Origin of the sequence: Mesorhizobium sp. M0923, assembly GCF_040319365.1 — a bacterium.
Classification (GTDB): domain Bacteria; phylum Pseudomonadota; class Alphaproteobacteria; order Rhizobiales; family Rhizobiaceae; genus Mesorhizobium.
On sequence record NZ_JAMYNW010000010.1, the window covers coordinates 99,516 to 120,378 of the forward strand.

Here is a 20,863-nt window from a genome sequence, read left to right on the forward strand (position 1 = left end):
ATATGCACTCGCTTTTGGGTTGAAGGCGAGCCTCCTTTGCTTGCCTCAAGCATCAGCGGGAGGAACTGTATTTGGCCACGAAATCATCCAGGCAAACCGCCGAAGTGCCCGAATCCGCCAATTTGACGACGCTGGCACAACTGGCGACTGCCTCATATGAGGCGCTCGAGCGCGAGCTTCGCGCCACGATTGCAGCGCTTCAAGACCAGGCACTGCGGTTCCAGACCGCGATCGAGAACATCTCGCAAGGCATCTGCTTTTTTGACGCCGATGAACGGCTGATCCTGTGCAACCGGCGCTATGCGGAAATCTATCGCCTTGCGCCGGAGCAATTGCAGCCGGGGGCGGCGCTGCGCGAAATCGTCGAGCGGCGCGTCGCTGTCGGGACCTCGGCAATGAATGCGGACGCCTATCTGGCGTTGGCCCGGGCAGTCAATTCGGGCACTGCTTCGGGGAACTGGACAGCCGAGCTCGCCGATGGCCGGACAATTCAGGTCTGCCATCAACCGATGCCTGACGGCGGCTGGGTGGCCACGCACGAGGACATCAGCGAGCTCAGCGCCAACCGCTTGGTTGTCGACGAGCGTATCTCCTTGCAGACGCTGATCGACCTGGTGCCTGACTACATGTGGGTGAAGGACACCGAAAGCCGCTTCGTCGTCGCCAACCGAGCCATTGCGTCCGACAGCGGTCGAGACAGCACGAGCGACATGATCGGCCTGAGCGACTTCGACCTTCACGCGCCGGATCTTGCGCAGAAATTTCGCTTCGTCGAGCAGCAACTGATGCGCGACGGACAACCGATGATCGACGAGGAGGAGTTCGTCGTCGATGCGTCAGGCACCGGCAAATGGTTCCTGTCTACGAAACTGCCGTTGCGCAACGTTCAAAACAACATTTTCGGCCTCGTCGGCATTGCCCGCGACATCACTGCGCGCAAGCAGGCCGAAATCCTTCGCGATGGGCAGGCGCATATCCTCGAGATGATCGCAAAGAGCGCTCCCCTCGAAGACGTGCTCGAGCGGCTCATGCGTCTGGTCGAGTCCCAACTGGCGGGGATATTCGGTTCGGTCTTGCTGCTCGACAAGGATGGCAGCCACTTGCGCCACGCCGCCGCGCCGAGCCTGGCGAAAGACTACACCGACGCCGTCGACGGCGCCGCGGTCGGCCCTCGGGCGGGGTCTTGCGGAACGGCGGTCTATCGGCACGAGCCGGCGATTGTCGCTGACATCATGCAGGATCCGCTTTGGCAGGATTATCGCGAACTCGCGCGGCCGCACGGTTTGCGTTCGTGCTGGTCGACCCCGATCCTGTCGCATCAGGGCGCGGTGCTTGGCGTCTTTGCGATGTATTCGATGACGGTGCGCGAACCGACCGAGGCCGAGACCCGCCTGATCGATTTCACCACGCGCATCGCCGGGATCGCCATCGAACGCAAACAGGCTGAAGACCGGATCCACTTCATGGCCAATCATGACGTGCTGACCGGGCTTCCCAATCGCGCCTTGCTCGAGGATCGGCTTTCGCAGGCGGTCCTGTACGCCCAGCGATACGATCGCTGGGTGACGGTGGTGTTCATCGATCTGGACAATTTCAAATTTGTCAACGACACGCTCGGCCACAATGCCGGAGACGAGCTTCTGAAGATCGTCGCAAGTCGCATGGTCGACTGCGTGAGGGCAACCGATACCGTCGTGCGGCTTGGCGGCGACGAATTCGTCATCGTGCTTTTCGACCAGCCGGCGAACGTCGATCTCGTTTCCGAGACCTTGCAAAAGCTCAGGTCGGCACTCGCCGAACCGGTTCGGCTCGGAGCGCATCTTGTGCGGGCGACGGCCAGCATAGGCATTGCCAACTATCCGAAGGATGGGACTGATCCCGATACGCTGCTGGCAAATGCCGATGCGGCCATGTATCGCGCCAAGGAGTTCGGCCGCGACAATTTCCAGTTTTACGCTCCGGAGTTCAATACCCGGGCGCATGAAAAATTCGTGCTTCAGGAAGAGTTGCGAAACGCCTTGGCGCGTTCGGAATTCACTCTGCTCTACCAACCGCAAGTGGACCTTCGGTCAGGTCGGATTTTTGCGGTCGAGGCGCTGATACGCTGGAACCATCCAACGCTTGGCACGATAATGCCGACGATGTTCATCCCGACCGCCGAGGAGACAGGTCTGATCGTACCGATCGGCGACTGGGTTCTGCATGAGGCGTGCCGGCAGAACAAAGCCTGGCAAGACGCCGGGCTGCCGCCCTTGACCGTTTGCGTGAATGTGTCGGCGCGGCAATTCAGGGAGCGCAACCTGATCGATCGCATCGTCAGCGCGCTGAAGGACAGCGGCCTGGAGGCCAGGTATCTCGAGCTGGAGGTGACCGAGAGCCTTATCATGCAGGATATCGAGCTCGCCGTCGCGACCATGAACGCCCTGCAAAGCCTGGGTGTCCAGATCTCGATCGATGATTTCGGCACAGGCTATTCCAGCCTCAGCGCACTCAAAACCTTTCCCGTGGCGCGGCTGAAGATCGACAAGTCCTTCATCAAGGACCTCGCCGCCGACGAGAACGACCAGGCTGTGGCCACCGCGGTGATTTCATTGGGGCAAAATCTCAACCTGAGGGTCATCGCCGAGGGCGTTGAGACAGATGATCAGGTGGCCTTCCTGCGCAGGAACAATTGCGACGAAATGCAAGGCTATCATTTCAGCAGACCGGTTTGTGCGCAGGACATCGAGGAGTTGCTCGGCGGCCGCAAAGACTGACGGCTCGATCATCCGGCACGGACTCCGCCGACCAAAGGCGAAACCGTGCTATCTTCCGAGCACAAGGCACCAGTAGCGAAGCGTGTTGTCGCGGCCGTCGCGTACATAGGCGAGGCCGAAGCGGGTGAAGCGCGGGTCTAGCATGTTGCGGCGGTGGCCTGGCGAATGCACCCAGATATCGAACAGCTTCTGCTGGTCGAAGCGGCCTTCGGCGATGTTCTCGGCGGCGGCGCCGGCAATGCCATTGTCTTTGACGCGCGAGGCAAAGTCCTTGCCCCAGCCGGTGGTGTGATTCATGCGGCCGCGGCGCGCCATGTAGCCGGCCTGCTGCAAGGCCGCCTGTTCGAGACGAGGATCGGCGACAAGCGGTCCAAGACCGGCTGAGGCCCGAATGCCGCTCAGGGTGCCGGCCGCGGAAGCAGAGACACCGGCGCCTTCGCCGGTGGGCAGCACGGCGGTTGCGCAGGCGGCGAGCCCGGCAAGGGCACCAAGGCCGGCAGCTCTGAGCAGCATGCGCCTGTTCAGGCTTGGTTTGCCTTCATAATTTTCAATTCTCGCAACGGTCATGCCCGCCTGACATAGCGGTGATCATGGCTTTTGCCGGGCAGGCGATTAGAATCTCGCTCAAGCCGACCCACAGCGCAACAAAAAGGGCCGAGCTCGCGGGTCGCAAGTCGCCCAGACTGTTCGTTGCGGAACCAGCAAAGTTTGCCGCTGGGTCCCCGCCTTTTATCGTGTTATGCTAATATACCCTAAAGGCCGTCCTTGAAGGGAACGGAAATGTCCGCCATGTCAACGTTGACCCGGACTTTCATTGCCGCTGTTCTTGTCGGCTGCGCACTCGTCGTCTCGTCTGCCATCGGAGCGGGAGTTACCGAGGATGTCGTGACGGGAACGCGACTCGCGGAATTGCTCCGTGCGGGGCGAAGCATCATCTCGAACTATCAGACGCTCATCAATGATCCTGCTCTTGGCGACAAGCACCTCGACGGTGAGCGCATTACGAGAGAAGCCATCGCCGCATACTCAAAACACACCGGCCACGACCCGCTTTCGGGCGGATTGACCGAGCGCGACCGGCGTCTGCTTGAGGCCCAGATTGAGGCGATGCGAGAGGTGGTGGACGAACAGCAAGATAACATCAACCGCGCGGGAACCGCTTTCAAAGGCTTCGTGCCAGCGGTGTTTGCGCGTCTGATGAATGACAAGTTCGCTGCCAAGGCCGGCAACGAAGCTCGGGTGCGCGTGACCGCGCCAGAGCAACTCGTGCGCAACCGCAAATCGCTTCCGGACGCATGGGAAGCACGGATCATCGAAAGCGTCTTGCTGGATCCGCAGAGAGCAAAGGGAGAAGCCTACACGGAAGTCACCGAGGCGGATGGGCGCCCTGCATTTCGAATGCTGCTGCCCGAATACTATACTGGCTCGTGTCTTTCCTGCCACGGCGAGCCGAAGGGCGAGATCGACGTGACAGGATACCCAAAGGAGGGCGGCAAAGCGGGCGATCTGGGAGGCGCGATAAGCATCGTCTTGTTCAAATGAGCGCTTTGGAACAATCACCGCACCGCGTGGAAACGGTATCGGCGCCGGCGAGGCCCTTTGCGCGTCCCTTTGCCCATCTACCGATTTCGGCCCGCATAGCTGCGCTGACAGCGGCCGGCCTTATCAGCCTTATCGTATCGTCAATCTTTCTCACACAGGCACTTTATCGCAGTGCAGATCGAACTGCGGAGACCAAAGCATTTTTCGACGCCGCGTCCACTGCGGCTGCGGCGCACGCAACATTCGGCGAATTGCGATACTGGCTGACTGATCTGTCGGTTAGCTTGTTGATGAATTCCCAGCGTAATGCCGAGCAGGCGCGCGAGCGACTACTGGCACATCTGGACCGCCTTTCGAAATCATCACCGGATGCGGTCAGGGAAATCCGCGTTGAGATGGATGCCTATGTCAAAACAGCGCTGGAGGCGGCAGACAGCTATACTCAAGACAACCGCATCATCGGCAACACTCTCCTCGCCGAGGCGCGCACCCACAGCGCAAACGTGGATGCTGCGCTTAACAAACTCGTCGACCGAGCGAGCGCCGAGGCAGAAGCCGCTCGCAACGAGGTCGTAACGGAAACCCAGAAAACGGCGACTACTGCTGCCGTTCTGGTGGCCATCGTGGTGATGATCGGGTCACTTCTCACCATCCTTGTTCTTCGCTCGATCGTCGGACCGTTGCGGCGGCTGAACCGGGTAATCGGAAATCTGACGGAAGGACGCTACGACGTCGAAATACAGGCAGAGGGAGGGGACGAGCTCGGCGCGATGGCGCGGACGCTTCGGCTTTTCCGGGCGAGCGCAATTGCCAAGCAACGACTGGAGGATGAGGCGGAGCGGCAAAGACGGACGATCGGAGCGGCACTCGAGGCGATTTCTGACGGATTTGTCCTGTTCGATTCGGAGGACAAGGTCCTTCTTGCCAACAGCAAATACTGCGAAATCTTTCCCGACAATGACCGAGCTACTCTGCCGGGGCAAAGCCTTCAGGATATTCTGAAAAGACGCTTGGCGAGCGGGCACGTCGACCTTGAGGGCGCGTCGCCGGAGGAATGGATTGCGAAGAGGCTGCGCATCCAGAAGGATCCGGCAGGCTTCGTCCACGAGGGTCGCTTCGGAGAACGCTGGGTCCGCGTCAGCAAACGAAAGACCCCTGACGGCGGGACCGTCGCCGTTTACACCGACATCACGGAACTGAAGCAGAGAGAGGTCGAACTCGAGCGGGCCAAGAGTCATGCTGAAGCGGCAAATGAGGCCAAGAGCAGCTTCCTCGCGTCCATGAGCCACGAGCTGCGCACTCCACTGAACGCGATCATTGGCTACAGCGAGATGCTGATCGAAGAGGCGAGCGACCAGCAAATGAATGAGTTCGTGCCAGATGTGGAAAAGATCGCCGGGGCCGGTCGCCATCTCCTCGCGCTCATCAACGACATCCTCGATCTGTCGAAGATCGAGGCAAATAAGATGGCAAATTTCCTCGAGACTTTCGACGTCGCCGACTTGTTGCGCGATGTCCAGGCCACAGTCGCGCCACTGATGGCGAAAAACCGAAACAGTTTCGTTATGGACCTCGCGGGCGACCTCGGGAAGATGCATTCGGACCAGACGAAGTTGCGTCAGAACCTCTTCAATCTCCTCAGTAACGCAGCCAAGTTCACCGAGGGGGGCCGTGTAACACTGGCGATTCGACGCGAGAGGAGATCGGACGGCGACTGGCTGATATTCACAGTGTCCGACACCGGGATCGGGATGACGCCAAAGCAGCAAGAACGGCTCTTTGATGCTTTTACGCAGGCAGACGCCTCCACCACTCGCAACTACGGCGGGACGGGATTGGGCCTCAGCATAACCCGGAGTTTCTGCCGCATGATCGGAGGCGTTGTAACCGTTAAAAGCGAGTTCGGAAAAGGCTCGACTTTCACAATGGAGATTCCAGCCGAGTGCGACGAAGAACCTGGCGAGCAGAAACCCGCCGAGCCGCTGTCGTCGAGGCCCTCGGAGCAGGCGGTTCTGATCATAGATGACGAACCAGCCGCCCGAACTCTCATCGCCAGGTCCTTGGCTGAGGCGGGACTGGCATCAATCGAAGCAGCAAGCGGCGAGGAAGGCATAGCCGCGGCGCGAGCGCATCGCCCGGCCGCAATCGTTCTCGACATCATCATGCCGCATCAGGACGGCTGGTCAGTGCTGCGCTCACTGAAGGGCGATAAGGAGCTCTGCGAGATTCCGGTAATCCTTGCGACGATACTTGCAGATCGCGAACTCGGCCTCTCACTCGGTGCGGTCGAATACCTCACGAAGCCGATCGACACCCAGAAGCTTATACGAACAATAGAGGCTTGCGGCGGCGGCAACCGCGATGTGCTTGTTATTGACGACGATCAAGCCTCCCGCGACTTCCTTCGGCGTATCCTGATCAAGAAGGATTGGCGGGTTCACGAGGCAAGCGATGGCCTGCGCGGCCTCAAGCTGATGAAGCGGTTGTTACCGCGTCTGGTCCTGCTTGATCTGCTGATGCCCGAAATGGACGGGTTCCAGACCCTGAACGAGATGCAGCAGGTGCCCGAGCTTCAGAACATTCCGGTCGTCGTCGTGACTTCCAAGGATTTATCGGCGGACGAGCTCAAGTGGCTTCGCGACAGGGCGGTCGCGGTTGTAATCAAGGGCGCAAATAGTCGGTCTCAGTTGGTCGAGGCCCTCGAGCGCCAGATCTTCCCACTTGGGTCGACAGGTGCCAGCATTGCCGATCGCGGAACCGCCCCCATTGCTGAAGGAAGCTAAAGATGACGAGGATCCTTCTGGTAGAAGACAACGAATTGAACCGCGACATGCTTTTGCGGCGGTTGTCACGGCGTGGGTTCGAAGTCCTCATTGCGGAAAACGGACAGTCGGGCGTGGAACTCACCGTTTCGGAAAGGCCCGATCTCATCCTCATGGATATGAGCTTGCCGGTCATGGACGGGTGGGAGGCGACCCGGCGGATCAAGGCTGATCCGGCCACCTCCGGGATCCCGATCATTGCGCTTTCTGCGCACGCGATGGCCAACGATCGCGAAATGGCACTCGAGGCAGGCTGCGATGACTACGATAGCAAGCCGGTGGACCTGTCGCGACTTGTCCAGAAAATTGAACAATTGCTTGCCGCGAATCGATGAGGCGCGGACCGACGGTTTGAAAATATGCCTGCTAAGAACAAGTTCCAACGCCATGCGATCGCCGTCCATCTGGCGCAACAGCTCGCCGGACCGGCGCGGGCAATCTCAGGATTTCAGGAGTTGCTAACCGAGCAGGTGCAGGACCTCGGTCTGGCCCACATGAGACCGGATCTAGAGAAGGTTGGCGCCGCTGCTTGCGAATTGAGTAGCCTGATCGACAGCTTGATCCACGGCAAAGCGGACAATCAGAACCGGGCAGGGGTCGAGATCGAGGCGAAACTGCGCCACGACTTGCGAACGCCGCTCAACGCCATCATTGGCTATTCCGAAATGATTCGTGAAGAAGCCGAAGAATTGCACGAATACGCGCTGGAAGAGGATGTCAGGGTGATGCTCGCCGCGGCGGCTGAGTTGCTGGCGCATGTCGATGCGATTGCCGGCCTCTCGCGCGCACCCGACAGCGAGGAACCGCGGACCACGGATCAGGCTGAGATCGATGTGGCAGGGCTCGAACGGGCACTGATCAAGGCAGAGCACGACGCAAGCTCCGGTCACGGTGGCCGCATACTTGTCGTCGATGACATCACCAGCAACCGCGGTCTCCTCTCGCGCCGCTTGCAACGTGACGGTCATCAGGTAGTCACTGCCGAGTCCGGTCCGTCGGCGCTGACTCACCTCGCGGAACACGAGTTCGACCTGGTTCTGCTGGACGTCCTAATGCCGGACATGAACGGCATCGAGGTGCTCTCGCGATTGAAAGCGGAGCGCCGATGGCGGCATATCCCTGTCATCATGATATCGGGGTTGGACGAAGTGGACGCGGTGGTCCGCTGCATCGAGGCGGGGGCCGACGACTACTTGCCTAAACCTTTCAATCCGGTCCTGCTGCGCGCCCGGATCAACTCGAGTTTGGAGAAGAAACGTTGGCTCGACCGCGAGCACCAGTATCTTCAGCGGATCGAGGCGGAGAAGCGGCGGGCTGACTCGCTTCTCCATGCGATCCTGCCCGGTCAGATCGTGGCACGGCTGCAACGGGGCGAAGAGTTCATTGCCGACCGGTTCGATGAAGTGACCATTCTTTTTGCCGATATTGTCGGTTTCTCGAGCATAGCGGCAAGGTTGCCGCCGTCGGACCTGATCAAACGCCTCGACGGGCTATTCAGCACGTTCGACGTCTTGGCGGAGAAGCATGCCGTGGAGAAAATCAAGACCATCGGAGACGCCTATATGGCTGCGGGCGGTGTTCCGGAACCGGCAGCTGACCATGCCGACAGGATCGTGGCACTGGGGAAATCCATGCTGGACGCGTTGAAGCCCTTAGCGTGGGGCAACGATGGTTTTCGGATCCGCATTGGCGTGCACACGGGACCGGTGATCGCGGGCCTGATCGGCCGGCATCGGTTCGTCTACGACGTCTGGGGCGAAACCGTGAATATTGCAAGCCGGCTCGAGTCCCAGGGCGTGGCCGACCGCATGCAGATTTCGGAGGCAACCAAGCAGGCCCTGCACACCTCCTGGAAGCTCGAACCGCGCTGTAATGTAGAACTGGCAGGTGTCGGCAGGATTGAAACCTATCTCGTTCAACACTGATCGGAACAATGGCTAACCCTCAGGGAATTTCGCGAAGCGATGCTTGGAGTCGCGACACCTCGTAAACGAACAGCATGCAGCATTGGCGTTCCACTTTCACCCGGAGCTACACCATGAACAGGCGTCAGAGTCTTCTATTTCTCGCAGGAGCATCGGCCGCGGCAGCCAACACAACCCTGTTGGGCGCCGCGGCCTTTGCGCAGGAGACCCAACCCTTCAAGCTCCCACCGCTCGGCTACGCGAACAACGCATTAGAGCCGCACATCGACGCGACCACGATGATGATCCATCACGACCGCCATCACGCCGCTTATGTGAATGCCTGCAATCAACTCGTGCCGCTTTGGCCCGAGCTCGCCAGCACGCCGATGGAGGCTATTCTGGCAGATCTGGGCAAGGTCCCGGAAGGCGTGCGCAACAATCTTGGGGGACATTGGAATCACACTCACTTCTGGGAGCTGATGACTCCCGGGGGCCCCAACCAGCCCGGTGGCGACCTCAACGCCGCCATAAGCAGCACCTTCGGCAGCTATGCGGGCCTGACCGAAAAGCTCACGGCGGTTGGCCTTGGCCGCTTTGGCTCCGGCTGGGTATGGCTTGTCGTGAACAAGGACAAGAAGCTCGACATCGTCAGCACAGCCAACCAGGACACGCCGCTCGAGCTAGGGGCGCGTCCGGTGATTGGCGTCGACGTCTGGGAACACGCCTATTATCTCAAGTATCAGAACCGCCGCGCCGACTACCTCAAGGAATGGTGGCGCGTGGTGAACTGGGACAAGGCCCTCGCCAACTTCAAGAAGTCGACCGGCTGAGGGGGCCGCAGATCGCGACGCCTCGTCCCTTCAGCCGCAGCAGCCGGCCGCGTTCGTGGTCACAGCTGTTTTTTTCAGCGTCTCGCGCGAATACCGAGCGGTTCGCCGGCTGGGGTAGCGCCTTCGGTTCAGACATCCCGGTTGCCAATTTCCGCGACTGGCTTGTCTGTCGTGTTCACACCTTTGATATGCCCCAAGCTGTGACCGAAGGGCAGCAACGGGTCCGAGACGCGACCTTCGCGGCATCATTGGCAAAGGTCCGCAAGTGGCGCAAACCAGCCCACGCTATGCTGGACGCGAAGGTCAGCTTTTTGGCCCAATCATCCCGAAAGCGGATCTCCGCTTCCGGCCCAAACGCGACGTTAGAGTATCTGCTCGGCAATGACAGCTTCTGGCGCTGTCCGTGCATTCCGATATTCGGCCGGATCCTATCCAAAGCGGTTGTCCAGCCTCGGATAGCAAGCGTCAGATTTTCACGATCGGCTAGGCCGCTGTGTCTAGCCTCGTTTCCGGCATCGGTGGAGCCTGGCCGACCCGGTCGTCCTCGGTATGTTCCCACCATCTGCCCAAGGCCTCGATGAGCGGCACAAGCTTGAGACCGGGCGTCGTGAGGTCGTAATCCACGCGTAGCGGATAGCCGGCATGCGCCGTTCGCCGCACAATCCCGGCGTCCTCCAGCTTGCGCAGTTCGAGAGCCAGAATGCGGTGCGACACGGTCGGGTTGTCACGCCTCAGATCGCTGAAGCGCTTGGTGCCGTCCTTGAGATAGTAGAGCAGCAAGGTGGGCCAGCGACCGCTGAGCACACGCATGGTCTCTTCGATCGGGCAGCGTGAGACGACATCTTTCATGGGGGGACCTGGTTACAGAATAGTGCGTAATTTACATGGGGCGACCAGCGTTTAGGGTCAAGTTTCGCTGCGCAGCGTAATCCCTAAATTATGGAAGAGACAAAGAAATGGAACCTATCCTCCTTTATGGCTTCCCGCTGGGAAGTTCGATGGGGCTCGTCGCTGCATTTGAACGCGTCGGACAGCCCTACCGCCTGAGTCGAGTCGACATGCTCACTGAAATGAAGAACGACGCCTATGCCAGCATCAACGGCCGTCAGGAAACGCCGGTGTTGATCACCGACGAAGGCAGGGTGCTCACCGAGACCATGGCGATTGCCGCTTGGCTCGAAGCCCGCGATACGCAACGTCGTATCAGCTTTGAGCCTCGCTCGCCGGAAGCCGACCGGATGCACCAGCTGATGGCTTTCGTGAACACCGGCTTCACCGCCGCTTTCACCCCGCTCTGGGCCGCATATGAAATGGAATCGGCCGAGCCGGTGCTGCTGGCAACCTTGCGTGACTTTGGCCGCAAGGTCGTTACCAACCGCCATGACCAGCTCGAGGCGATGATCCTCGACACGGATTTCCTGGTCGGCGACCGGCTGACGCTTGCCGATACCACGCTGATCGGCGTGGCGCGCTGGGCGGAGTTCCACAAGGCGGTCGACGGCGCAGCTTATCCCAAGCTGGCGGCGTTGCGCCGCCGGATCGAAAGCGATCCGGACGTGCGATTTGCGCAGGCCATCGAGGATGGTGAAAAGCCGGCCGGGTCAGGCGCTTGCCTCGGTCACGTGCGGCTGGCCGAGGTGATCGATCGCTTCGCGGCCTAATCTGTTCGTTCAGCCGCCCGGCGCGCCCTGGCGCCGGGTGGTGGCGACAAGCGCGCCGAGATCGGCTATCATATCGCCGTTCTTGAAGTGGCAGCTGCGGGCGGCCATCCTGGCGGTGACCGCCCCGACACACGGGAGAAAGGTTATGGCTGGCTTTCATGTCATGGCGGACGCGCGTGGAATGCATGTACAGCCCACGGTGCGCCGCATCAGCACCGAGGATCTGATCGATGCGCTCCGTCTCGGCGTAGAGGATTTCTGGGCCAAGCCGTCGCATTATGTGTTCCTGTGCCTGATCTATCCGGTGGTCGGCCTGATCCTGACGCAGTGGACGTCGGGCTCGAATGCCATCCAGCTCATCTATCCGCTGATGTCCGGCTTCGCTTTGGTCGGTCCGTTCGCCGCTATCGGCCTTTACGAAATCAGCCGTCGGCGCGAGTTCGGCATGGATACATCCTGGTGGCATGCGCTCGACGTGCGCCACTCGCCGGCGCTGCCCGCGATTGCGGTCATCGGCATCATGCTGCTGGTACTGTTCCTGCTCTGGCTGTTCACCGCGCAATCGATCTACACCAGCCTGTACGGCAATCAGCCTCCGACCTCTATCGTCGGCTTTGTTCGCGAGGTGCTGACGACCAGCAAGGGCTGGACACTGATCCTGCTCGGCAACCTGGCCGGGTTCGCCTTCGCCGCGATCGTGCTGGCGACGACTGTCGTCGCCTTTCCGCTGCTGCTCGACCGCGATGTCGGCGCGGTCTCGGCAGTCGAGACGTCGGCGCGCGCAGTTATGACAAACCCGCTGCAGATGGCGCTGTGGGGCCTAATGGTCGCCGTGCTCCTGGTCATCGGCTCGATCCCGCTATTTGCCGGGCTTGCCGTCGTCATGCCCGTCCTTGGCCACGCGACCTGGCATCTCTACCGCAGGGTGGTCGAACCGGAGCGGGCACAGCAGGTCAGACGGCCGATGTAGGCCCGATCAGCGTTGCGCATCGGTTGCCATCTTGACGGCCAGCGCGGTCAGCACCGTGCCCATCATCCAGCGCTGGATCACCAGCCATAGCGGCCGCCCGGCGAGGAAGATGGCGATCGAGCCGGCCGTCACCGCGATGATGGCGTTGACGGTCAGGCTGATGGCGACCTGCGTGGCACCGAGCACCAGAAGCTGCGACAGCACGTGGCCCTTGCCGGGGCTGATGAACTGCGGCAGCAGCGACAGATAGAGCACTGCCACCTTCGGGTTGAGCAGGTTGGTCATCAGGCCCATGGCGAACAGCTTGCGCGGCCTGTCCTTAGGCAGTTCGCGGATCTGGAAGGGCGAGCGCCCGCCCGGCTTCACCGCTTGCCAGGCAAGCCACAGCAGATAGAGCGCGCCGGCAAGGCGCAGCACGTCATAGGCGAAGGGCACGGCGAGCAGCAGCGCGGTGATGCCGAACGCCGCTGACAGCACGTAGAATAAAAAACCGAGCGCCACGCCCCCCAGCGAGATCAGCCCGGCCTTCGGCCCTTGCGACAGCGAGCGCGAAATCAGATAGATCATGTTCGGGCCGGGCGTCAGCACCATGCCGAGGCAGACCAGCGCGAAGGCGAGATGGTTGGCGGGTTCAGGCAAGAGCGTATCTCCGGATGGGGACACTCACCACATGCTTCCCCCACCCGCAAGGGCATGAGGGCAGGAGCCTTTGCGCCAGCGCGCTGCGCCCCTCTGCCTTTACGTCGCCAATCCCATCGCCTTCAGCCGACGATGCGCAGGTTCGACAATTCGTTGGCGATTTCCTTGAAATTGTCGGACAGCGTCGCGCCCGTCGCATTCCAGAACAGCTTGGCCGGCTTGCTCGGGTCGGCCGGATCCTTGCGGAAGCGCGAATCCGAGGAACACGCCTTCAGCGCATCGATCGCCTTCTTGTCGCCAGTATCTGTGGGCGACAGGTCGAGCGCCACCGTCATCACCAGAATGTTCGAATTCTTTGCATTGGCGCAGAGCGTTTTCATCTGCTCGTCGAGTGCTGCCGTGTAGTTGGCACCGGTATAGGTCGTCTTGCCGATATCGGTGCTGGTATTCATGAACAGGCGGGTCACGCTTCCAGATCCCGGATAGGTCAGGCCAGTGTAGCCGTAGGCGGCGTAGGTCGACCTGTTGTTGGCGTAGCTGCCGTCGCTGACGGCGCTATAGGTATTGGCTCCGTCGGTCAGCACCACGACCACCTTGTCGTTGCCCCTCTCGCTGTTCGGCCGGCCATCGGTGAACGGTGGGTTGCTCGATACCGTTCGCCAGCCCCAGGCAAGTCCCTCCGGTACGTTGGTGTTTCCGTTCGGCGCCATGGCGTCGATGGCATCCTTGATCTCCTGCTTCTCGGCGTCCTGGCTGACGTCCTTCAACGGCGTGATCGGGTTGGTGGTGCAGGAGGAATTCGGCCCATCACCCGCGGCTGCGGATTGCGAACCGTACGGTTTCACCAGGAAATATTTGCGCATGTCAGACTGTCGCTGCGAAGCGGTAGGACCGGCGACATAGGGCCAATCGGCCCACCAGTTGTTGCCGTAATTGTAAGACGTGCTGATGACGTCGTTGATGCCGTCACGGTTGAAATCGAGCCACAGAGTGCCAGCCTCATCCGGGGCGAACATCGGCACGAAAAGCGTGGCCGGCGCGGCTGTGTCGGGCGTGGTGTCGTCGACATTGTAGGGATATGGCCGTGCCTCGACGCAACCTTGCCAGCTCGCATAGCGGCTCGTCGTATAGATATATTCCGGTGCGCTCCAATGGCCGTACTGGCAGGTGCCGTTCTTCTTGTATGTGTCGCAGACATATTGCTTCGAATTGGGTACCTCTTCGCGGCCCGATTCGACCGTCATGTCGGCGTAGAGGCTGAAACGCGTCAGCGGCTGGTCCTTGGTCTCGCCCCAGCCGGTGCCGCGCTTGTACCAGATGCCATTGAGCTTCTCGGCATATTTGTCCGGATTGTTGGCGGCGCTCATCGTCGTCCAGTCGAAATCTTCATGCTGGATTGGGGAGATGCCGTCCTGATCCATCCAGCCGTCCTGGTCGTGGGTAGGGCCGATATTGACCGAGGCCGCAAACGGCACGAGCGAAAACTGAACCGGTTTGGTGATCTGCTTCATCTGCTGCGCCTGAAGCGCCAGCGTATCGACAAGCTGCTTTGCGGCCGACTTCAGCAGGTCTATTCGCTTCTCGCCGGTGCCGGAGCCGAGATCGCTCATCGAGCCCGAATTATCCAGCACAAGCGCGACTTCGAGGGTGTTCTTGAGGCGGAGTTCCGAACATTCGGTCAAGGTCGTGTCGCTTGCCGTGCCGCCGATCAGCAGGCTGGCGGCCGGGAGAAAATAGGGGTGGAAGGTGAGGCTGGCGCAGAGCTTCAAGGTGCCGCCGCCGGCGTTGTTGTTGGGCAGCGTGACGGTCAGCGCTGTGTTCGCCGGGTCGATACGTGCGAGATTGGTTTCGAAAAATGTCTTGGCGTAGGCCTTGACGTCGTCGTCGCTGGCGCCGGCGACGATCTGCTGGGCGGCGGCGAGGCCGGCCGCATCAAGTGCGTTCAGCGTTTCGTGCTTTTGGCGCAGCAACTCCCCGTAATCGACACTGAGCGCCAGACCGGCCATCAGCGGCACAATGGTGATTGCAGTCATTAAGGAGTAGTTGCCACGTCTGTCGTGTCGGAATTTTCCGATTATTGCCTTCAGCATTCCCGCCCCGCCCTATTTTTCCCGGACGATGCCACGCATTTTTAAATTTCCGATTGCTAAAATACGTCCAAGGTCGGTACGGTTTTTCAATCCCCGTTAACCACACGTCCGCAATCGGCAATGCCGCTCCGCGCTCCCCTCGGCAAAGTCCCTAAAAGCGGGATAAGGCGCTGGAAAAGAAAAGCTTTCGCCATCACTTCCCCGCCGGCGCCTCGGGCGGCAATCTTGCGGGCACAACGAAAGCTGGTGACAGAGCGAAGCGCTTCGGTTAATCCGGGCCGGCCGCTACGGACCGTCGGTCGCGGCGCTTGCAAGCATCATGGTACAGGGACAACGGCATGGTGGATTCGCCCGACATCATCGGTTCGCTCGCAGACCTGTCGGGAGCCTATTCAGCCATCCTGTGCGATGTCTGGGGCGTGGTGCACAATGGCGAATGGCATTTCCCCGCGGCTGCTGCCGCGCTGATCACTGCTCGCGCGGCGAAAATACCTGTCGTGCTGATCACCAATTCGCCGCGCCGCAGCGCCGACGTGGTGGCGCAGATGAACGCTATCGGTGTTCCTTCCGCCGCCTACGATCGTGTCGTGACGTCCGGCGACGTGACCCGCGACCTGATCGCCGAGGGGCCGCGAAAGATCTTCCATATAGGCGCCGATCGAGATTTCACGCTCTATGATGGTCTCGACGTCGAGCTTGTCGAGGAGTTCGAAGCATCCGGCGTGGTCTGCACCGGCTTGTTCAATGACGAGGTGGAAAAGCCGGAAGATTATGCCGATCTTCTGCGGCGGCTGCGTGCCAGGAACCTGCCCTTCATCTGCGCCAATCCCGACATCGTCGTCGAGCGCGGCGAACGCATGATCTGGTGCGCAGGGGCTTTGGCCCGCGAATACGCGCAGCTTGGCGGGCGCACCCTGATCGCCGGGAAACCCTATGCGCCGGTTTATGAGGTCGCCATGAAAGAGATCGCCGTCATTCTCGGCCGCACGGTCGAGCGTTCGCAAGTTCTGGCCATCGGCGACGGCATGATGACCGACATCAAGGGCGCGGCCGATAATGGCTTCGACGTGCTCTACGTATCGGGCGGCATCCATGCCCGCGATTACGGTGAAGCGCTGCAGCCAGACCCGGCCAGGCTCGCGGCCTTTCTCGAAAAATACGGCTACAGGCCGGTCGCGGTGATTCCCAGACTGCAATAAGTTCAGGCCCAGACTGCAATAGGTTCAAGCCCAGACTGCAATAGGTTCAAGCTATGACGGCAATGTTCGAATGCATTTCCGCAACCGCACCGCTGCCGGCCCATCTGCGTGGCGGCGTGGTGGCGATCGGCAATTTCGACGGCGTCCACCGCGGCCACCAGGCGGTGCTCGAACGCGCGCGCGCCGAAGCGGAGCGTCGCGGCGTACCTGCCCTGGTGCTGACCTTCGTGCCGCACCCGCGAAAAGTGTTCAGGCCGGACATGCCGCTGTTCGTGTTGACGCCACCGCCGATGAAGGCGCGGCTGCTGTCGCATCTGGGCTTTGCGGCGCTGGTCGAGCAGCCGTTCACACGCGAGTTCGCCTCCTTGTCGGCGGAGGCTTTCGTCACCGGCGTGCTCGAGCGCAACCTCGGCATAAGCCACGCCGTCACCGGCTTCGATTTCCATTTCGGCAAGGACCGCCAAGGCGGCCCGGCCTATCTGATGGCGGCCGGCGAGCGCCACGGCTTCGGCGTCACGCTGGTCGATGCCTTCCGCGACGAAAGCGCCGAGGTGGTGTCGTCGAGCCGCATTCGCACGCTGCTGTGCGAGGGCAATGTGGCCGAGGCCGCCGGCCTGCTCGGCTACCGTTTCACCGTCGAGGCGGAGGTGATCGGCGGCCAGCAGCTCGGCCGGACACTCGGCTTTCCGACCGCAAACATGAGGCTTTCGCCGGAAGCCACCCTGAAGGACGGAATTTATGCAGTCCGCTTCCGCCGCGCCGACGGCTCGCTTCATGATGGCGTCGCCAGCTTCGGCCGCCGGCCGACGGTCGACGACAATGGCGCACCATTGCTGGAGACTTTTGTGTTCGACTTTTCCGGCGACCTCTACGGCGAGATTTGTGCCGTGTCCTTTTTCGGCTACCTGCGTTCGGAGGTGAAGTTCGACGGGCTTGATGCGCTGGTCGCACAGATGAAGCGCGATGAGGCTGAGGCGAAGGCACTGCTCGCCGGCGTCAGGCCGCTTTCCGGGCTCGACGCGGCCATAGCTTTCTGAATCTACTTTTTCAGCGCCAAGCCGACGGCAATGAAGGTCCAGCCTTGGAAAATCAGGTCGACGGCCAGGAACAGGCCGAGCACCCACACGCTGTTGACCGGCCAGCCCATGGCGATGACCAGTCCCGCCAGCGCGCTGATGATGCCGGCCGCGACCACCCAGCCCCAGCCCGGCTGCGGCCGGTGGCTGTAGCCGACCCAGGCCCTGAGCACGCCTGAAGCAAGGAGTGCGACTGCCAGGAGGAAGGTTAGCACCGTCGAGGCGAGGACCGGATTGTCGAAGGCGAAGAAGCCGGCGACGGCGTAGAGGAGGCCGCTGAGCAGCCAATAGAAGAAGCGGCCCCATGTCTTCACGCCGAAGGCATGGATGATCTCGACAACGCCGGCCATCAGCATCAGCCAGCCCACGACAAAGACGGAGGCGACGGTTGCGATGAACAGATTGCCGAAAGCGATGCCGCCGAAGACAAGCAGCAGCACCCCAAGCGCGACGAACCATCCCCACTTCGCCCGCGTCTGGCCAATGGCGTCTTTCAAGGCGTCGCCGTGCAGTGTCATCACCCTTCTCCCTCAAGGTTGCCTAGCTTCTTTGTTCCGGAAGGTAGCGCCGATCGCCTTGCCCGTCCAGCGAGCAGGCTGCGAGCGCCACGCCCCGAGCGATCCGCTTGCCACACTTCCGCTTTGTCCCGAAGAGGCCAAATATCAGATGGAATATTCGACCATATGCGAGGGGAGTGCTAAAGATGACGAGTGGGTTTAGGGGCGACCCGCCGTCTCGTGTATTCGCCATGACGCAAGTGTAACGAAAAATCCCCAGCGCTGGCATTAGCCCTTTATCGATGACGTGCTGCTGTACGCCGTTTTCTACGCTTGATGAGGCTAGGGAAGCAAAATGGGCGACGTGGACGAACACCTCGATCTGACGGAGATCAACGCCGTCCGCAGGTTGTTGACCTCAAAGCCACGAACGGTCCGCTGGGACGAACGCCGGGCACGGCTCGACGAGGTTGGTTCGGTGTGGCCGATTGCCGAGGACATCCGATGCGAGGATGTGGTTTTCGATGGCCTCGAGGGAGAGTGGTCCCTGGCGCCTGCGAGTGACAGGGATAAGGTTCTGCTGTTTTTCCACGGTGGTGGCTACTGCTCCGGCTCTCCTAAAAGTCATCGTCGAATGGTGACAGAGGCAGGTCGGGCAATGGGAATGCGCACTCTCGCGATCGACTATCGACGCGCACCGGAACATCCTTTCCCTGCGCAACATGAAGACGCACTCACCGCATGGCGCTTTCTGAGGCGGCAAGGGATCGCGCCGGATCGCATCGTGGTTGGCGGAGACAGTGCGGGCGGCAACCTCACCCTGTGCCTGGTCAGTATATTGCGCGCGGCAGGCGAGCCGTTGCCGCGATGTCTTTGGCTGGTTTCGCCCTGGACGGACCTTTCGATGTCCGGCGCGACACTATCAACCAAGGACGCAATCGACCCCATCATCCACCGGGCGTATTTGGAGGAACTGGCAACCGCCTATGTTCCCAATGGCGTTGGTCGGCGCGATCCCCTGATCTCGCCGTTGTTCGCCGATCTGAGCGGATTTCCCCCAATGCTTATACAAGTCGGTTCGGCCGAGACGCTGTTGTCGGACGCAACTCGGCTCGCGGAAGCCGCTGGCGCGACTGACGTCAAAGTACGTCTCGAAATTTGGCCGCATATGATTCACGCTTGGCCGGTTTGGAATGCGCGGTTGAGTGCCGGTCGCCGCGCTCTTCACAGCGCGGGCATGTTTGTCCACGAGTATTTATAACCCTTGCCGAGGCAACTGCTGGAACCCTTGCCGAGGCAACTGCTGGCGCATTCCAGACGTCTTGATCTGGGATCTTGGTGCGCCAATACGATTCGTTGCTATGCGGAAAACAGGGCCAACGCCGCCAATGTTACGGATATTAAGTCAAATTTTACCGAAATGGCGCCATGGCTTGGATGAAGGCTGGTTGTATCGGCCAATGCGTTCGACGTATGGAGTAACGATGCGGTCAGTCCCGACGATCCCGACGGTCTTGGCCGCATTCATGCTCGGCACCTGCGGCGTTGCCAAGGCCGGCGAGGGCACCTTCGGCTGGCTGTCCGGAGACTGGTACCTGACGGTCGGCGCCACCGGCATGGTCGCGCCGAATTTCGAGGGCGGCAAGAAGTACCTGCTCAGCGCCTCGCCGATCATCTCGCTCGGCAAGGCTGGTCCCGCGGCGCGCTTCAACTCGCGCAACGACAATATCTCATTGGCATTGATCGACGATGGCGGCGTCCGCGCCGGCCTGACAGGCAAGTTCCTGTTTTCCCGCGATGGTGGTGACGCCGACGAATTGAAGGGTCTCGACCCGGTGCGCTGGGGCGGCGAGGCTGGCGGCTTCTTCGAATTCTATCCTTTGGATTGGCTGCGTGCCCGCGCCGAATTGCGGCACGGCATTCGCGCCCATAACGGCTTTGTCGCCGACATCGCCGCCGACGCCTTTTACGATGTGACGCCCGACGTCAGGATTTCCGGCGGGCCGCGCGTTTCATTCGCCTCATCGGACTATTTCGACGCCTATTATGGCGTTGATGCCAAGGAGTCACTGGCCTCGGGGCTCAGCGAATATCATCCAGGCGGCGGGGTGAAATCCGCGGGCCTGGGCGGCGCGGTGACCTGGAAGGTGACCGAGCCGATGACGGCCAGTCTGTTCGGCGAATATTCCCGCCTGATGGGCCCGGCCGCCGATTCCAGCCTGGTCAAGGAGCGGGGCTCCAGGGATCAGTTCATGATCGGCGTGTCGACGACCTATCGCTTCGATTTCTCGATGTGAGCGGGCGGGTTGTGCACGACGGAGAGCCGCAAGGCTCAGACGACTATGCCGTAGCCGATCCGGTTGAGTTCCTCTTCCACAAGCGTGGCACCTGTTGCAGACTGAGGGAGATCGATGGGCGCGTCGTTGAGAACCCGACTTCGCTTACGCAGCCAGCGTTGCGCCTTTTCATGGTTGCCAAAAACGCGATTCGCCATCGTTGAAATGCGTTCAAGTCGCAAGGCGGACTCGGTAGTCGTCAGGGTCACATTCCGTCCTTCCAGCGCGCTAAACTGTGAAATGCAAACCGAAGATGCTGGTCTCTCGACGCCATCTACCGACAAACATAGGCGCAATTGGTGTACGCTCCTAGCGGAAGCATCAGAGTTCGGGCTTTTCAACATCGCCTGTCTCAGTTAAAAGCCCAGCCATGACGAGCTTTTCGCGCCTTCTCGCGACTGCGATACGAATTACAGGCCCGGTGTTCCGGGCGGCTTGACCGCCGCCGGAGCCGCCGGGAATCTTGCGCGCGGCCTCTCGCGCTTTTTCCAGATCATGATAGTTCAACGCCCGGGCTCTTTTGCCGACGGGCAACGCA

Annotated in this window: 19 protein-coding genes; 12 read left to right on the plus strand and 7 right to left on the minus strand. The window is 60.9% G+C overall.

The genetic code is table 11. From position 1 onward, the window contains the following. Positions 1-71: 71 nt before the first annotated feature. Positions 72-2,756 carry an EAL domain-containing protein gene (locus NKH89_RS18655; protein ID WP_352909494.1) on the plus strand — a complete coding sequence of 895 codons (2,685 nt, stop codon included), beginning with the start codon at positions 72-74 and terminating at the stop codon, positions 2,754-2,756. Positions 2,757-2,804: 48 nt separating this feature from the next. On the opposite strand, the gene NKH89_RS18660 is transcribed toward NKH89_RS18655, so the two are convergent. Next, complete coding sequence (locus NKH89_RS18660; RefSeq protein ID WP_023717111.1) at positions 2,805-3,323, minus strand: CAP domain-containing protein; 519 nt, start codon at positions 3,321-3,323, stop codon at positions 2,805-2,807. A gap of 213 nt (positions 3,324-3,536) precedes the next feature. Between NKH89_RS18660 and NKH89_RS18665 the strand changes: the two genes are divergently transcribed. From NKH89_RS18665 to NKH89_RS18685, 5 genes are all read left to right on the plus strand, one after another. Continuing rightward, on the plus strand, positions 3,537-4,298 hold the full coding sequence (locus NKH89_RS18665; protein ID WP_023717112.1) for a Tll0287-like domain-containing protein: 762 nt from the start codon (positions 3,537-3,539) through the stop codon (positions 4,296-4,298). Then, positions 4,295-7,081 (plus strand): ATP-binding response regulator, encoded by a 2,787-nt coding sequence (locus NKH89_RS18670; protein ID WP_352909495.1) that lies wholly within the window; start codon positions 4,295-4,297, stop codon positions 7,079-7,081. The genes NKH89_RS18665 and NKH89_RS18670 overlap by 4 nt, the downstream gene beginning before the upstream one ends. Before the next feature lie 2 nt (positions 7,082-7,083). Continuing rightward, on the plus strand, positions 7,084-7,455 hold the full coding sequence (locus NKH89_RS18675) for a response regulator (RefSeq protein ID WP_023717114.1): 372 nt from the start codon (positions 7,084-7,086) through the stop codon (positions 7,453-7,455). Between the two features lie 24 nt (positions 7,456-7,479). Next, the gene (locus NKH89_RS18680) at positions 7,480-9,045 is read left to right on the plus strand and encodes an adenylate/guanylate cyclase domain-containing protein (protein ID WP_352481731.1); all 1,566 of its coding nucleotides are present in this window, start codon (positions 7,480-7,482) and stop codon (positions 9,043-9,045) included. A gap of 113 nt (positions 9,046-9,158) precedes the next feature. Further along, entirely contained in the window at positions 9,159-9,857 is a 699-nt protein-coding gene (locus NKH89_RS18685) for a superoxide dismutase (protein ID WP_084642425.1), read from the plus strand. A gap of 483 nt (positions 9,858-10,340) precedes the next feature. On the opposite strand, the gene NKH89_RS18690 is transcribed toward NKH89_RS18685, so the two are convergent. Then, positions 10,341-10,706 (minus strand): winged helix-turn-helix transcriptional regulator, encoded by a 366-nt coding sequence (locus NKH89_RS18690; RefSeq protein ID WP_352849100.1) that lies wholly within the window; start codon positions 10,704-10,706, stop codon positions 10,341-10,343. A 107-nt stretch (positions 10,707-10,813) separates the two neighbouring features. Here NKH89_RS18690 and NKH89_RS18695 point away from each other — a divergent pair, with 107 nt between their 5' ends. After that, positions 10,814-11,518 (plus strand): glutathione S-transferase family protein, encoded by a 705-nt coding sequence (locus NKH89_RS18695; protein WP_352856448.1) that lies wholly within the window; start codon positions 10,814-10,816, stop codon positions 11,516-11,518. Between the two features lie 145 nt (positions 11,519-11,663). Next, the gene (locus tag NKH89_RS18700) at positions 11,664-12,488 is read left to right on the plus strand and encodes a DUF2189 domain-containing protein (RefSeq protein WP_352588536.1); all 825 of its coding nucleotides are present in this window, start codon (positions 11,664-11,666) and stop codon (positions 12,486-12,488) included. A 6-nt stretch (positions 12,489-12,494) separates the two neighbouring features. Here the strand turns inward: NKH89_RS18700 and NKH89_RS18705 are convergent, their stop codons facing one another. Together NKH89_RS18705 and NKH89_RS18710 are read right to left on the minus strand one after the other, a co-directional pair. Next, positions 12,495-13,127 (minus strand): LysE family translocator, encoded by a 633-nt coding sequence (locus NKH89_RS18705; protein ID WP_023674336.1) that lies wholly within the window; start codon positions 13,125-13,127, stop codon positions 12,495-12,497. A 122-nt stretch (positions 13,128-13,249) separates the two neighbouring features. Continuing rightward, positions 13,250-15,217, minus strand: a complete 1,968-nt coding sequence (locus tag NKH89_RS18710; RefSeq protein ID WP_352909496.1) for a pilus assembly protein TadG-related protein — start codon at positions 15,215-15,217, stop codon at positions 13,250-13,252. A gap of 338 nt (positions 15,218-15,555) precedes the next feature. On the opposite strand from NKH89_RS18710, the gene NKH89_RS18715 reads away from it, so the two are divergent. After that, entirely contained in the window at positions 15,556-16,416 is an 861-nt protein-coding gene (locus NKH89_RS18715) for a TIGR01459 family HAD-type hydrolase (protein ID WP_352481727.1), read from the plus strand. Positions 16,417-16,469: 53 nt separating this feature from the next. Next, entirely contained in the window at positions 16,470-17,453 is a 984-nt protein-coding gene (locus NKH89_RS18720; protein WP_352481726.1) for a bifunctional riboflavin kinase/FAD synthetase, read from the plus strand. Between the two features lie 2 nt (positions 17,454-17,455). Here the strand turns inward: NKH89_RS18720 and NKH89_RS18725 are convergent, their stop codons facing one another. Continuing rightward, positions 17,456-18,010 (minus strand): HdeD family acid-resistance protein, encoded by a 555-nt coding sequence (locus NKH89_RS18725; RefSeq protein ID WP_023717123.1) that lies wholly within the window; start codon positions 18,008-18,010, stop codon positions 17,456-17,458. A gap of 334 nt (positions 18,011-18,344) precedes the next feature. On the opposite strand from NKH89_RS18725, the gene NKH89_RS18730 reads away from it, so the two are divergent. After that, positions 18,345-19,250, plus strand: a complete 906-nt coding sequence (locus NKH89_RS18730) for an alpha/beta hydrolase (RefSeq protein ID WP_352791605.1) — start codon at positions 18,345-18,347, stop codon at positions 19,248-19,250. Positions 19,251-19,473: 223 nt separating this feature from the next. Beyond that, on the plus strand, positions 19,474-20,286 hold the full coding sequence (locus NKH89_RS18735) for a MipA/OmpV family protein (protein ID WP_023717125.1): 813 nt from the start codon (positions 19,474-19,476) through the stop codon (positions 20,284-20,286). A gap of 35 nt (positions 20,287-20,321) precedes the next feature. Here the strand turns inward: NKH89_RS18735 and NKH89_RS18740 are convergent, their stop codons facing one another. Both NKH89_RS18740 and NKH89_RS18745 read right to left on the minus strand, forming a co-directional pair. After that, positions 20,322-20,534: an antitoxin Xre/MbcA/ParS toxin-binding domain-containing protein gene (locus NKH89_RS18740; RefSeq protein WP_352495538.1), complete on the minus strand. Its 213-nt coding sequence runs from the start codon at positions 20,532-20,534 to the stop codon at positions 20,322-20,324. Between the two features lie 112 nt (positions 20,535-20,646). Further along, positions 20,647-20,832 (minus strand): hypothetical protein, encoded by a 186-nt coding sequence (locus NKH89_RS18745; protein ID WP_023717127.1) that lies wholly within the window; start codon positions 20,830-20,832, stop codon positions 20,647-20,649. Between the last annotated feature and the right edge of the window lie 31 nt (positions 20,833-20,863).

Excerpts from the sequence above, each read along its gene's own strand:
- NKH89_RS18660 (WP_023717111.1), bottom strand. The coding sequence starts at position 3,323 with ATGACCGTTGCGAGAATTGAAAATTATGAAGGCAAACCAAGCCTGAAC.
- NKH89_RS18665 (WP_023717112.1), top strand. The coding sequence starts at position 3,537 with ATGTCCGCCATGTCAACGTTGACCCGGACTTTCATTGCCGCTGTTCTT.
- NKH89_RS18670 (WP_352909495.1), top strand. The coding sequence starts at position 4,295 with ATGAGCGCTTTGGAACAATCACCGCACCGCGTGGAAACGGTATCGGCG.
- NKH89_RS18675 (WP_023717114.1), top strand. The coding sequence starts at position 7,084 with ATGACGAGGATCCTTCTGGTAGAAGACAACGAATTGAACCGCGACATG.
- NKH89_RS18680 (WP_352481731.1), top strand. The coding sequence starts at position 7,480 with ATGCCTGCTAAGAACAAGTTCCAACGCCATGCGATCGCCGTCCATCTG.
- NKH89_RS18685 (WP_084642425.1), top strand. The coding sequence starts at position 9,159 with ATGAACAGGCGTCAGAGTCTTCTATTTCTCGCAGGAGCATCGGCCGCG.
- NKH89_RS18690 (WP_352849100.1), bottom strand. The coding sequence starts at position 10,706 with ATGAAAGATGTCGTCTCACGCTGCCCGATCGAAGAGACCATGCGTGTG.
- NKH89_RS18695 (WP_352856448.1), top strand. The coding sequence starts at position 10,814 with ATGGAACCTATCCTCCTTTATGGCTTCCCGCTGGGAAGTTCGATGGGG.
- NKH89_RS18700 (WP_352588536.1), top strand. The coding sequence starts at position 11,664 with ATGGCTGGCTTTCATGTCATGGCGGACGCGCGTGGAATGCATGTACAG.
- NKH89_RS18710 (WP_352909496.1), bottom strand. The coding sequence starts at position 15,217 with ATGCTGAAGGCAATAATCGGAAAATTCCGACACGACAGACGTGGCAAC.
- NKH89_RS18715 (WP_352481727.1), top strand. The coding sequence starts at position 15,556 with ATGGTGGATTCGCCCGACATCATCGGTTCGCTCGCAGACCTGTCGGGA.
- NKH89_RS18720 (WP_352481726.1), top strand. The coding sequence starts at position 16,470 with ATGACGGCAATGTTCGAATGCATTTCCGCAACCGCACCGCTGCCGGCC.
- NKH89_RS18725 (WP_023717123.1), bottom strand. The coding sequence starts at position 18,010 with ATGACACTGCACGGCGACGCCTTGAAAGACGCCATTGGCCAGACGCGG.
- NKH89_RS18730 (WP_352791605.1), top strand. The coding sequence starts at position 18,345 with ATGGGCGACGTGGACGAACACCTCGATCTGACGGAGATCAACGCCGTC.
- NKH89_RS18735 (WP_023717125.1), top strand. The coding sequence starts at position 19,474 with ATGCGGTCAGTCCCGACGATCCCGACGGTCTTGGCCGCATTCATGCTC.